The organism is Treponema phagedenis, assembly GCF_008153345.1.
Lineage (GTDB): Bacteria > Spirochaetota > Spirochaetia > Treponematales > Treponemataceae > Treponema > Treponema phagedenis.
This window is the reverse complement of sequence record NZ_CP042818.1, coordinates 1,700,635-1,713,939: the sequence shown is the minus strand read 5'-3', so window position 1 is coordinate 1,713,939 and position 13,305 is coordinate 1,700,635. Positions and strand designations below refer to the sequence as shown.

13 protein-coding genes are annotated in these 13,305 nt (G+C 40.8%); all 13 read right to left on the bottom strand.

Annotated features, from left to right (window positions below; genetic code table 11):
* Positions 1-303: 303 nt before the first annotated feature.
* Positions 304-522, bottom strand: coding sequence for a carbon storage regulator CsrA (gene csrA / locus FUT79_RS07565; RefSeq protein WP_004266499.1), 219 nt, complete (start codon positions 520-522; stop codon positions 304-306).
* Positions 516-965 carry a flagellar assembly protein FliW gene (locus FUT79_RS07560; RefSeq protein ID WP_004266498.1) on the bottom strand — a complete coding sequence of 150 codons (450 nt, stop codon included), beginning with the start codon at positions 963-965 and terminating at the stop codon, positions 516-518. The genes csrA and FUT79_RS07560 overlap by 7 nt, the downstream gene beginning before the upstream one ends.
* A gap of 19 nt (positions 966-984) precedes the next feature.
* Positions 985-2,229 (bottom strand): flagellar hook-associated protein 3, encoded by a 1,245-nt coding sequence (locus tag FUT79_RS07555; RefSeq protein ID WP_024752577.1) that lies wholly within the window; start codon positions 2,227-2,229, stop codon positions 985-987.
* A 34-nt stretch (positions 2,230-2,263) separates the two neighbouring features.
* Positions 2,264-4,141 (bottom strand): flagellar hook-associated protein FlgK, encoded by a 1,878-nt coding sequence (gene flgK / locus FUT79_RS07550; protein WP_024752576.1) that lies wholly within the window; start codon positions 4,139-4,141, stop codon positions 2,264-2,266.
* Between the two features lie 38 nt (positions 4,142-4,179).
* Positions 4,180-4,674, bottom strand: a complete 495-nt coding sequence (flgN, locus tag FUT79_RS07545) for a flagellar export chaperone FlgN (protein WP_024752575.1) — start codon at positions 4,672-4,674, stop codon at positions 4,180-4,182.
* A 188-nt stretch (positions 4,675-4,862) separates the two neighbouring features.
* Positions 4,863-5,933: a dual-specificity RNA methyltransferase RlmN gene (gene rlmN / locus FUT79_RS07540; RefSeq protein ID WP_044634542.1), complete on the bottom strand. Its 1,071-nt coding sequence runs from the start codon at positions 5,931-5,933 to the stop codon at positions 4,863-4,865.
* On the bottom strand, positions 5,914-7,086 hold the full coding sequence (locus FUT79_RS07535) for a tetratricopeptide repeat protein (RefSeq protein WP_004266492.1): 1,173 nt from the start codon (positions 7,084-7,086) through the stop codon (positions 5,914-5,916). Before FUT79_RS07535 ends, rlmN begins: the two co-directional genes overlap by 20 nt.
* A gap of 11 nt (positions 7,087-7,097) precedes the next feature.
* Entirely contained in the window at positions 7,098-7,430 is a 333-nt protein-coding gene (locus FUT79_RS07530) for a hypothetical protein (RefSeq protein ID WP_004266491.1), read from the bottom strand.
* Between the two features lie 454 nt (positions 7,431-7,884).
* On the bottom strand, positions 7,885-8,787 hold the full coding sequence (locus tag FUT79_RS07525; protein ID WP_039943549.1) for a hypothetical protein: 903 nt from the start codon (positions 8,785-8,787) through the stop codon (positions 7,885-7,887).
* Between the two features lie 499 nt (positions 8,788-9,286).
* Positions 9,287-10,120 (bottom strand): hypothetical protein, encoded by an 834-nt coding sequence (locus FUT79_RS07520; RefSeq protein WP_039943546.1) that lies wholly within the window; start codon positions 10,118-10,120, stop codon positions 9,287-9,289.
* Positions 10,117-10,866, bottom strand: coding sequence for a 16S rRNA (uracil(1498)-N(3))-methyltransferase (locus FUT79_RS07515; RefSeq protein WP_024752572.1), 750 nt, complete (start codon positions 10,864-10,866; stop codon positions 10,117-10,119). The genes FUT79_RS07520 and FUT79_RS07515 overlap by 4 nt, the downstream gene beginning before the upstream one ends.
* A gap of 35 nt (positions 10,867-10,901) precedes the next feature.
* On the bottom strand, positions 10,902-11,570 hold the full coding sequence (locus FUT79_RS07510) for a DUF1361 domain-containing protein (RefSeq protein WP_024752571.1): 669 nt from the start codon (positions 11,568-11,570) through the stop codon (positions 10,902-10,904).
* Between the two features lie 1,043 nt (positions 11,571-12,613).
* On the bottom strand, positions 12,614-13,297 hold the full coding sequence (locus tag FUT79_RS07505) for a hypothetical protein (RefSeq protein WP_024752570.1): 684 nt from the start codon (positions 13,295-13,297) through the stop codon (positions 12,614-12,616).
* Positions 13,298-13,305: the final 8 nt, after the last annotated feature.

Sequence of the window (13,305 nt, the reverse complement as noted above, 5' to 3'; positions counted from 1 at the left end):
CGTAAGACGTTTTTACCATCTACAATATAAAAATGCCTTGAACGCAGATATTTCAAGCGCCAAGGCATTTTTGTAAAAGTTTTTTTGAACCTACACTGCTATAGTGTTTTTTAATAATTCAATCTGATTTTGCCGTCCATGGTAAAATTATGCCTTGCGAGTTTAAAAGCTTCCTGTTATAAAAAGAGCCCGACACAACGCAACGGTGGGCAATTTACCATAGTAATGCTTAAATCCACCAACCTTCTGCCAATGCTTCTTTCTGCACAACAGTAACTCAGTTACAAAACATTACACTACTGATCAAATTTCCAGTTTTGGGAGGGTAACCAGACTGCCGGTATTTGATGCTGCCCTGTTTTCGCGCTGTATTTCCTCGTACACTTCTTGGCGGAATACTTTGACATTGCGCGGTGCTTCTACGCCAATTTTTACCTGATCTCCGCGTATTTCGATAATGGTAAGTTCTATGTTTTCACCGATAAGTATTTTTTGGTTTGGTTTACGAGAAAGGATTAGCATGACGAACCTCTCTTTTTTGACAGTTCCGCTACAATATCATGTTTTGTTGTCCATTTATCGCCGCTTACCACTGCCTGCATTGCTTTTTTGTTTTTTTTGTTGATAATAAGCGGCCCCTGTAAATTAGCGGTAACAGCCGAGCCGTCACGGGGAATAGTAACTAAGGCAAAGATCAGTACATCGGTGGGGGATTCAATTCCCAATGGGGCCAATAAGCTGTCATCAATGTCTACCTCATAATCAGCGCGGAAAAGAAAGGGGTCAATAGCAATAAACGAAAGATCGGGATTGTCGATAGACTGCACTCTGATAAAGGGCGGCTGCTCCGCATCAATCAGGGCAAACCGGTGATAATTTTCAAAACCGTAAAAGCCCTGATCAAGCGTGATAATCTGATCTTCTTCTATATGTACCGTGCCGAGTGTTTTTGTTTTCAGTTCCATATGTAAGTTTTATCGCTCCTTAACGCAGATAGTTCAAAAGAGTATCTTTGTATAAATTACCGATGGTGCTGAGGGTGGCCTGATGAGTGTATTCAAACATTTTCAGATCGGTAATTGCTTTGGTTAAGTCTAAATCCGCTTCGCGGGCTTCCGCAGCAGTAACATTCGGAATCTGCGTGTTTAAACGGGCAAGAATTGCCTCCGAGCGCTCGTAGCGGGAGCCTGTTTCCGCCATGCGGGCGGAAAGGTTGTCAATGCCGCTGTCTATGCTGCCGAGAATTTTGCCGCCTAAAGATTCCTGATCGCCGGTTAAAAGTGCGTTCCGCATTGCGATTGCCGCATCAAAAAGGGAGCCGCCTGAAACACGCACCGAGTTTGCAAGGTTATAGGGCGGGCGTTGTCTTTCTTTTATTAAACCGAGAGTCGAAAGTACGTTACCGTTTTCGCCGTCGCGCAGCCAGATTTGCCGGGCATCGGTTGTTTCGATATTTAATCCGTTTGTTACCGGATCAAGGTATGCTTTTACCGCAGCCCCCGAATCATTTATTTTGGAAATGATTGAGTATACGTTATCACCTGCAATAAGCGGGATGCTAAGCCCATCAACTTCGATTGAGGTGTCGTTTTGTACGACAAAATTACGCGCATCGGTTTCGGACAAAAGAGATTGTTTTTCCGCCCAGAATACTTTGTTTCCCGCCATGTTTGCGTCAAGGTAGGAAAGCTCATCGGTTTCTACTTCTTTCGGGTCTATGGAGCCGTTATAGCGTACCTGCATAATCATTGCAGATCCTGCCCCTTCAATATCGCCCATTACTACCTCAAAGGGTTCGGTAAAGCTTTTGGTACCGCTGAATACGCGTACACCGTCGGGGCCAACCGCATTGCCGTTTTGTACTAACTCTTTTAAAAGCTCATCAACCTCCGGAGCCATTTTTTTCATGTCATCGGGGGTGAGCGTTCCGTTTGCGCTGGCAACGGCAAGTTCGCGCAGCCGCTGCATTGCATTCAGGGAGCTTTGCATATAGCCTTCGCTGATTTTATACTGATCGTGTAAGGTTTGAGTGTTTTTTTCAAACCGGTCAAGGCGCGCCAAATAGGATTTATAGCGCACCGAATGTCCTGCGGCAAGCGGGTCATCCCGCAATTGCTGAATTTTTCGCTGGCTTGCTATTTGATTATTCACCCGATGCAATCGGCTTTCCTGATTTCGCAGTGCGTAATTTCCGTCGGTGTGCTGCATATTTGAGCTAATTCGTTTCATATCCGCCTCCTTGTGGATTTTATTTTATACACGTTTACACGCCCATTCGATTGATGATAGTATCAAGCATTTCATTTACCGTAGCAATAAAGCGGGCAGATGCATTATATCCGTGCTGGAATTTGATAATATCCGAAAGTTCTTCGTCAATATTCACGCCTGAAACGGCATCGCGCATATCGGTGAGTTCTTTTAAAATTGCCGTTTGCGTTTCAAGGGCAAGCTGCGATTGCTCTCCCTTAAGCCCGATTGCGGTTACCGCTTCCGCAAAAAAGTCGTCAAAGGTGCGTTTGTCGCCCACCATCACCGGTGAGTTGCGCAGCTTTGCCACCGCCAATGCAGCCCGGTTATCTCCTGCATAGGGAACGCCTTCCGGCCCCGGATAGCCTGCCGCAATGTTTTGAATGTCGGTTTTAACCTCGGGGTTTATTTCCATCCAGCCGGAAGGATGCGCAATCGGCGAAACCGCATGCTGTGCACCTTCGGGGGCAAGTGCGGCAATCGCATTTGCCTGCTCCCAGTTATACGCGCCGGCCGCCCCGCTTTGAGCCAGCACTCCCGCATACCCTGCAAGGAATCTGCCGGAATCTTCTACATACCGAATAACAAAATCCGGATTATCGGGATTTGCCGAGGTTGTGCCTTTTAAGACTAATTGATTGTTCTGATCAAGATAGGCAACAACTTCCGCATTTGCCTGGTTAATTCTTGCCACCAGATCGCTTACCATATCTGTTAAATAATAGGGTACTTCAACCGTACCGTCTGCGGCGGAAAGCGTGATACTGCCTTCCAATCCTATTTGCTGGCGCGGATCAAGGGGATGAGCGCCGGTAATTCTGAAAATATATGATGAATCGTATTCGCCGTCTCCGTTTCTGTCAAAATTGCCGTCAATATTATTGATAAAATACTGCTCTTTAAAAAAATCTATTCCGGTTTTTCCGTTTAACCCCATCGCATTTTTATGTACATCGTTTACCAGATCGACAAAGTTCATGGTCATTGTATCGAGTTTGCGGATTTCATCCCGAATATCGCCGTCACGCAATTCAATTAACGAAGCAAGTTTTCCGCTTGCGAAATGGGCACGCTCTTTTGAATCATCCCAGATAACATTTGCGTAGCCGTCATTTTCGGTTCCGCTTACCAAGCCGAACGTCTTATGCGTTTTGCCTTGTACAAGCTCCAATCCTGCGGTATGAATTACATAGGTTTCATCAATATCCCGTTTGTCAACCGAAATATCAATAAGATTGGCAAGCTTTTCCACATACACATCTCGTTTATCCATTAAATCATTGGGATTATCTCCCATTGCCTTTGATTTTACGATTTCTTCATTTAAGGCGGCAATTTTTGCGGTTAGATCATTGATCTGCTTAACCGTTGCTTCAATATCGCCGTTTACCATGTCCTGAATGCCCTTTAAGCCGCGATATTGATGGTGAATTGCATCGGTGAGTGTTTGTCCGCGGGTAATAACCGCCTGCCGTGCCGCAGCAGATTCGGGATACACCGAAAGTTCTTGCCATGAATCCCAAAACTGATCCATTCGAGTGCGAACCGAAGTGCTGTCGGGCTCATTATACACCTGCTCTAATAATTGGACATACGGATCGCGGGTATTCCAATACCCGTAATCATAACTTTGCCCGACAATGCGCTGATCCAAAAGTTCATCGCGCAAACGCACAATGGAACCGATGGTTACGCCCTGCCCTATCTGACCGGGAGTTTCGGCACGGGACAAATCGGGGCGGTACAAAGGCTCAAAAGCATCAAGATTTACCCGCTGTCGAGTATATCCGGGCGTTGATGAGTTCGCCACATTATGGCCTGCGGTTTGAACCGACTGTTTGTGTGCAAATAAACTGCGTTTTCCTAACTCTATTGAAGCAAACGTTGACATACTATCCTCCTTGATAGTGCTAAAAACTTTTTACCGACTTAAAAACTCTTATCAATCAAAAAGCTGCCTGCCGGAGCGGAAGTGGGAGCTCCGGTGTTTGTGTAAAAGGCGGTTTTATTTTCCGTAATAACCGCGTCAACCATACCTTCCATTAAGGATCGTGCATGACCAACATACGTATTGAAGACATCATTTTCTATTTTGGATCGGAACACTTTTCGTTTTAAATCCGCATAAAGCTTCCGCAATTCGGCGGCATCCTCTTTCGTACACTGCGCAATGAAAGTTTCAAAATCAACCGGCTCATCGCTATACGGATTTATTTTTTGTAGCGCAAGAAAACACTGTTTATCGAGGGTTGAAAACTCTCTTGCAAGGTTTTCCGCACGTGCAACAAAGCCTTCAATTCCCTCCCATGAACGGCTGCGCACCTGCGCATACATTTTTTGCTGTACATCGGTAAGCTTTGTGATTGTTTCGATTTGACAATTCAAAATACTTGTTAAATTTTCGATCATTGCATTCGGTTCCATAGTAATGCCACTCCTCTGTACTATCATCGGCATGCAAAGAAAAAACTTGATAATTTTTTTAAGGGTTTTGCAGTTCTTAGATTTGCCCAGTGTGCTGCACGTCAGCTATAAGGCACACACAATATCCCGCCGGAACATTTTTATGCCTATGGTACATTGCTCGCCGTTGTGCCATGTCGGACTCGTTTTTACGATGGGGAGTTTTTTGCATTATTTTTTTTACCCAATTGCCCGCAAGCGCCGCAGATAGTTTTGCCTCTTCGATGTCTTAATGTAACGGGAATACCGGCTTTGCGTAAAAGGCTTTCAAAACCTATGAGTTCTTTTTCGGTTGGTGAGGCATAGTCTAAGGATTCTACCGGATTCCATGGGATCAAGTTGATGTGCACATTGAGTCCTTTTGAGAATTCTATTACTTCCCGCGCAAAGGACGGTGCGGTGTTTATTCCCCGCATTAAGGCAAGTTCAAGGGTAACCCGTTTTTTTGTTTTTTCATTAAAAAATGCGATTGCTTTTTTTAAGTCCTCAAGGCTGTTTTGCTTGGTTATCGGCATCAGTTTTGTGCGTAAGGCGGTATTTGCCGTTGTTAAAGAAACGGCAAGCCGAATATCTGGTCCTAAAGAACCGAGTTCGTAAATGCCTTTACAAATGCCGGATGTTGAAAGGGTAATTCTTCTTGGTGAAAGCGCTCTGCCCTTTTTGTGGGTAAGCACGGCAATAGCTTTTCGGATTGCAGGTAAATTAAGCATCGGCTCTCCCATTCCCATGAAGACGATGTTATCAAGTTTACCGGCAATTTTTTCAAGATGTAAAAATTGCTCGACAATTTCTGCCGCCGTTAAATTGCGTGTAAACCCTAATTGCCCTGTTTGACAAAAAGAACAGGACATCGGACACCCAACCTGGCAGGAAACACATGCTGTTTTTCTACCCGCTCTGTCAATAAGTAGAACTGTTTCCACCCGCTGGGAATCGTATAAATCTATGCCGAGTTTTATCGTGCCGTCGGGATCCTTTAAGATGACTGCAAGCTTGCTGCCGCGTATTACCGCCGAGTTCGCAAGTCGTTCCCGCTCAGAGAGGGAAAGGTTTGTCATTTCGGCAAAACTTTCAACCCCTGAAGCTATCCAGCGGAAAATCTGCTCGCCTTGAAATTTTTGCGGCAGCGCACATACGCGATAAATCTCTTCCGGTAAAAGTCCTGTCAAAAAATTATCCGGTGAATGCCGAATTGACAGACTATCCTTCTGCAAGTTCATTCAAAGTGTCGGTAATCGATTGATTTTTAATACCGTATTGTTGGAAGCTTTTTAAAATTTCAACCGCTTTATGCCGTTGCCCTATCTGCTTGTAGCAATCGGCAAGCTCTAAATAAATACGATAATTTTTTTTATCATTTTGCAGCAAGCGATCAAGCGCGGTAATTGCCTCAGCATACTTTCCTTGAATCTTGCGTAAAATTGCAAGTCCGAGTGTTGCATACGAATCATAATCAATATCTAATGCTTTTTGATATGTTTCTTCCGCTTTATCATACATACCGATATGCCGATATGCGTCGCCAACTCTGGTAAGAATAACTTTGTTTTTAGGATCTTTTTCAAGAATAGCCGCCCAGTATTTAATTGATTTTTCCTGCTGCCCAAGTCCGCGATAACAGTCCGCCAATCCAAAAAGTCCGTAAAAATTCTTAGGATCTTTTTCCAGCGTTTTTTCAAAATACATGGCGCCCTTGTCAAAGAGTTTCATTTTACGATAACAATTTCCGATAGAGGTGAGTACGCGAATATCAATATTCTCAGGATTTGTATCCACTACTTTTTGCCAGTAAAAAAGCGCTTCTTTATATTTTTTAAAATCATAGTGAAGATGCCCTAAGCCGATCAGCGCATACGGATTATTTTTTTCAATAGCCAATACCTTTGTATATAAACGTTTTGAGTTTTGAAAATCATGTGTTTTTCTGTAGGCATCCGCAATACGAGTCAGCACTGTTATATTGGTATCATCGTGTAAAAGATACTGCTCCCAAATTTGAATAGCCTTTGCATATTGATTGAGACTCTTATAGCAGTCCGCAAGCCCGAACAATGCATAATTATTTCCGGGATGATACGTAAGGCATTCAGTATAATACTCTATTGCTTCTTTGCAATTTTCTTTTTTTCGAGCGGCATCGCCAAGACCAACCAATGCATAATTATTATGCTCTTCCAGCTCAAGAATTTTTTTAAATTCTTCAATAGCCTTGTCCGTGTCCTCTATTTTTAATAATGCATAACCCTCTTTTGAAAGCTGCGCAATTTGCTCCGCTTTAGAATCTTCTTTGGAATCATCATCCAAATTTAAACCTGGTTCAGAGGAAAATTCAAGCGTTTGATCAATATTGTTTTGTTCCGATATGTCTGTCATATACACCTCTTTTAATCCTTAACGAGTAGTTTAATTAGCTTTGTGATATCATCAATGAGAGGCTCTGCTTTTGAAAAATTTCCCGCAAGATAGTAAAATTTTAAAGCAGTAAGTTTTTGATTTGCTTTGAGATATGTATCTCCAATTCTGCTTAAACCGTCTGAATACCCTGTTGTAAGATATATTCTCTCAGCTTCTTTTAACTTACCTTCATTAAAAAGTTTATTTCCCTGCCGATTAAGCAATGCTTTTTGCTGTGAAGAAAGTGTTTTTATCGGCTGTTCGGAAGTTTTAATAAAATAGTTATCATTCTTATTAAAAAATATTTTTATCTCATTGTTCATAAATTAAAAATCCGAAGGGTCCCAATTGCTCGAGCACTTCACGCTATAAAATACTATATTTTATGGATTAAGACAAGAGCTTTTAAAGAAGACTGTCAAGGCACTATAAAAATGTCCCCTTTTCATTATGCGGAAATGAGCTTTGGCGACCTCCTTGCGTGGTTTATTAGTAAGTTCGATAAAATTAAGTTTAATGTTATCCCATATCAATCGTATTGTTCCATCCAAAAGTTTCCGTACTGTAATTGCTGTTTTCGGTCTCGGAAGTTTTTTATTTGCTTTTGTTATTTGGAAAAATCTATTTTCATATCGAATAATATACTCATTGCTCACAACGCGGCGTTCTTCAAAGCAAAAACGAGTATCGGATGTCGCTACACGCGGTGCATGCGCATCCTTAAGCGAAGCTGGCGGCACTTAAAATTTTTTGATCCTATACTTTTTAAACAATTGCTTACCGTACATTAAATAAGAGCTCGCCGGTAACGGAGGAATCTTTATCGCTCCAGAAAAGCATGTTACCTGATTTTTTAAATTGCAACGGACTGAGTTTCTTAAAACGAGCTAAAAATGAATTGGGATTATTTTGGCTTTGGATGAGCTCAGCTTCCGCTACATAACTTGCCTCTGATTTTTTTTTGAAAAGAAGATAAAGTGTTTCCTGTAGTTCAACATTGCCGGCAATAAATTTTCTATCAGCGGAAAATAAAAAACTTTCGTCATTACCTTTTTTTGAGCAAAGTGTAAAGACAAATTCTTTTGTGATATCTTTTCCGTTCAGTTTAAAACGTATCAGATCAGCAGCAGGACCTTTTTGTATCTGTGCAACCGTTTCGCTTAAACTTTGTACCGCAAATTCTTTTTTCGATTCCGTATTTTCCTTGTTTTGATTTACGCCGGAAGACTTAGATGATTTATTTTCATTCAGGTTTTCCAAAGCTGCAAGAATTTTTTCTAATGACGCTTCTCCACGTTCCTGCTGTTTTCCTCTGTCGAGTAAGTTCTGAAGTAAATGCATGTTACCGCTTCCTTGCAAAAGTGAAGAAAGCGTTTTTGCCGAAAGTCCTTGAGACGCTGCCGCTTTTGGCTTAGATCCCTTTTGTTCAGCAGGTTGTTGAATCGGCGCGGGCTTTGGAGGAACAGGCGGTGAAGGCGGCATCGGAACCCCCTGCCGTATTCTGATTTCGGGAATCGCAGGCATATCCGGAAATGACGGCGTTGTATTTTCAGCAGCGCAGGGGGCTATGCTTAAAAAAAGATAAAAACATAATGCGAAAACAAAAGAATCGATTGCAATAAGATTGTTTTGGCAATAGTTGCGTTTTTTATAACTTAGCGTTATGCAAAAATTAATCATTTTCCTAAACTCACTAATAAACACATTAAACACTCCAACCGCAAAACTACGGTAGCGTTTTTTAATATATTTTTACGAACCGTAAAAAAATTTTATAAAAAAGAGAGCCAGACACAACGGTTTAGTTTTTGACGTCCGTGTCAAAAACTAACCTATGAGTTTAAAAACTCCTATCATAAAAAAGAGGTAGTTTTAAAACTCATTTCTGCGTGGAACCACCGCCATCCGTGGCGGTTCTGAGTTTTGACGTTCTTGTCAAAACCGAACCTGCGAGTTTTAAAGCTTCCTGTTATAAAAAGAGCCCGACACAACGCAACGGTGAGCAATTTACCATAGGAGTGCTAAAATCCGCAAGGCTATTATTGTTGGCACTCCGATTTGTATAACAGGAAGTTAGTTACAAAAGATTGTTCTACTCCATATACATGATCAAAAGTATAACAAAAAACCACGGCGCTCGTCCACAAATATGATACAAGATTTTCCGATACAGAGAAACTTATTTATAAAAAGAGAAAAACAAAACGCAGATAATAAAAGAGGAAATACCGATTTTCTCAAGGATTTCGTTTACGATTGCAAGCCGTTCAGCTAAACTTTTAATTGTTTTTTCCAAGCGTCTTTTTTCTTTTTCAAGTTTTCTGCGCGGGTCTTCTTCTTGTTGCTTTGGTTTTAAATTCTCTTTTGTCATCGCAGGACTTTGCTTTGCGAGCAACATGCGTTCTGCAGCTTCGCGCTTACTCGGGTTTGCAATACCCGCAACCATTTTCATTCCCTCATATCCGAGTGCGGGATTTAAATCATAGGCGTGAATTTTTTCTATTGCAACTGCTGCAGGGCGCGGAAGACAGAGCACGCGGTCAATATAGTCCTCAAATCGGATACCGGCACGCGAACATAAACTGCGCGCCTTTTGTAAAAGCCTGCCAAGCTCTTTCATCAGTTTTCCGTCTTCAAGCATAATTACCGAGCGAATCTCTTCGGTAATTTCGTTGAGTTCGGGAAGTTCTTCAGGCATCAATGCATACAGTTGCTTTTCTTCAGCTTTCTCTAAAAGACGATGAAAGCATGCCCAAAACCTTTGGGTGTGAGCCTTTCCCTGCGGAGCGCCGTTGTCAAGCTCACAAAGTTTATGATGCGTATATTCATGAATTGCGGTATACAAAAGTTCATTGTCCGTTTTAAAATTTTTATTGTGCAAAATAATTTCATGCGTATCACTTTTATACAAACCGTTTACTTTCATGCTTTTTTTCCCGCTAAAAATAACGAAGAAGTCAAGGTCGGTATCTTCTATCTCTAATAAAATTTCTTTTACCCTATCTTGATTCATCTCTTACTCCATACCGTTGTTTTAGATAAAATTGCCGCGCATGCTGCACAAACGGCTGTTTCCGTACGCAAGATTCTTGCGCCCATGCCAACTGCGGTAAAGTTTTGTTCATAAAAAAGTTCCCGCTCTTCTTCCGTCCAACCTCGCTCACTTCCTATCGCAAGTAAAAAATCACTTGTATCAAAAACACTAATATCTGAAAGAGCGGTTGATGTTTTCAGTACATCAAATAAAAGTTTTTTATTCTTTGCGGAAACTTCCGCCCTTTTCGTTTTAAAAAGAGAGCGAAGAGAATCAAAGCCGGAAACTTTCGGGATAATTGTTTGTCCTGCTTGTGAACAACCGTCAATTAAAAGCCGGCGTATTTCAGATTCTTGTGCAAGCTCGGACTGCATATAAGATTTTTCTCCGAGTACGGTACCCGTAAGCCAAAGTTCCGCAATGCCCAAGCCACTGATATCGCGTAAAATACGCCGCAGCTGAATAGGCCGCGGAAATCCTAAAATTAATGTTATCGGCGCAAGCGCAAGCCCTTTCTCATTCGGTTTAAATCTTGCTATTAACTCTTTTTCATCAAAGCGAATAATCTCCGCGAATCCCTTTTCCCCGTCAATGATTCCCGCTTTAAAACTATCATGTACACCGAGTTTTAAAATTTTTTTAATATGTATAAAACGCGGGTCATTTTTTTTGAGTACCAGTAAAAAATTTTTCAGCTCATTGTTTTCAAAAAGAATGATGTTCATTATTTTTCCTGTTTTTAATGGTATAACATGATGAATTATTTTTTACCGAACTCGTCATAAGAAAAAATCGGATACGACCAATACATGAGAGAAAGGAGTGTCCCGAATAAAAGCGTAAACCACCACGTTTCCGGATAAAAAAAAGGATTGACAACCCTTGAGGCAACATCCGCAAGCACATCATTCGGCTTTGTAAATACATCCCAAGAATTCCACCGCAGAAATCTTCCAAGATAAATACCGAATGCCGAAATATACAGTAAGAGCGCGGAGACAAAAAAAGGAACTTCAACTGAAAATTCTCTCAACATAATTTTTTTAATAAAATCCAAACTGACAAAGGTATATAAGAGCCCTGTAAAGCCGTATGAAAGAATTAAAATAAAATCATACCAAAAGAATTTCGGTTTTCCTTTTCCTAAATGAATAAAATCGGTGAGAATGTACGGTGCATTCGGAAAAAATAAAAGCCACAACAAAATTAATACTACAATAACTATCTTATGTTTAGGCCTACCCGCATATATGATTGAAGCAAAAAACCACGGGATAAAAGCCAAAAATAAATTCCAAATTAAAAAAAGAAGAAAAATATCTTTTGCAAAAAAATAGCGCAGAGCTGAAAGACTCAGAGAAAAAATTGAAAGTATCAGTAAAAGCGTTGTGCTTTTTATCTTAAAAATATTTTGAGTATAGCGAAGCATGCAGGCAAGTATACGGAAAAAAAGGCTTTTTTGCAAGAAGAGCGTAAGAGCCCGAGCAAATTATACGCATGAAGAATAAAAATCGTATATTCATGCGTGTTGCCGTGTGAAGTTTTTCTCGTATTTGGATTTACTTTTTATTTATCGGAGCTGAATACTTATAAACGCGACTCATAAAAATGGTGTTTAAAACAGAAAAGACTTATTTTCAAATTTCAGGTTTAAACTTATTGACATAGTTTTGTCATAAATGCAAAAAACTAACACCGGGGCTCCACTGAATGGCTGCTGTTTTTTTTACCTCATTCCGTGCACGCAAAAAAATACGGATTTTCATTTTAAAAAATATTTCGCCGTGCAGTTTTAATTACAGAAAGCCTGTGGTAAGTTTACACACCGTTGCTCAATTCCAAACGATGTTTTAAAGCATCAGCACAAAATTGTAAAATTAAAGCTTTAAAACTCATAGGCGAACCAAAGGTAGAAATTCCAAGGTTCGCCGTTGCGCCGTGTCGGGCTCTTTTTATATAAAATAAATTTGATTAAGATACAGGCATTAAGATAAAAACTCTTTGCAAAGCTTTAAAACTCTCAAGGTTTGGTTTTGACATGGACGTCAAAACTCAGAACCGCCACGGACGGCGGTGGTTCCACGCAGAAATGAGTTTTAAAACTACCTCTTTTTTATGATAGGAGTTTTTAAACTCATAGGTTAGTTTTTGACATGGACGTCAAAAACTAACCGTTGTGTCGCACTCTTTTGTATAAAATTGTCTTGATTTGTATTGAGCAGGATTACGAAAACCGATCGAGGTATCAAAAGAACGGCACGCTCGTAAACGAAGGCGGTCTTTCCAGATGCGCAAAACGATGTAAATAGGCGCGTACGAAAAATGAAGCGGAAGAGTTTTCAGCATAAAAATGTGTTGTTTTTGAGGAAGAGGATGGGAACAAACTCTATACTTCGTATTCCGCAAGCCCTGCCCGAAAAAGCAGGACTTGCGAAAAATAAAAAGTATATTGCAAAACTGAGCAAAAAAGTCTTATTTATCGGTTATCAGCATTGTTTTTGTATCAAGCTTAATGCCGGTATCAAATGCCGTTTTATCATGTACTTTCAGCGCTTGGATTTTTATGCTGTCATTTTGCGGTTCAAGATAAAGAATAATATCAATGTCATCAACATATTTTGCCAAGGTATCCGCAATCTTGCAACTGCGCACATCTTCCGCTGCCGTATACCAAATCGTAAGCCCCATCTCTTTTGCAAATGATTTCATCTGCTCCATTGCTTCAGGCAGGGCTTTCACAAAATTAAAGTCATCGATCATTAACACGGAAGGTTTTGAACCGCCTTCGGTTAAGGCGCGAATCGTCTTAACAATTTGAGAAGTACGCACCGTCTCTTGGTTAAAGTTAAGAATGATTCTGTTTGCAACCATTTGATCCCGCACTTCATCTTTTTTATCAAGATGTTTTTTTTCTGCAAGATCTTTGAACATATCTTTGTACCACGTCATTGCATAATCAACATGCTGACTAAAAGAAATATGCACAACAAATTTATCTTGCAGAAGTTGATCAAGCCCGAGTTGCACAAGCAACGATGTTTTACCGCTTCCTTTTCCGGAAGTAATAACACCGATTTCACCTGCCCGTAAGCCTCCATCCAATGCTTTTTCAAAGTTACGCACAGAACTGCGCTCAACTAAGTCTTTTTTAATCATGCCGCCCT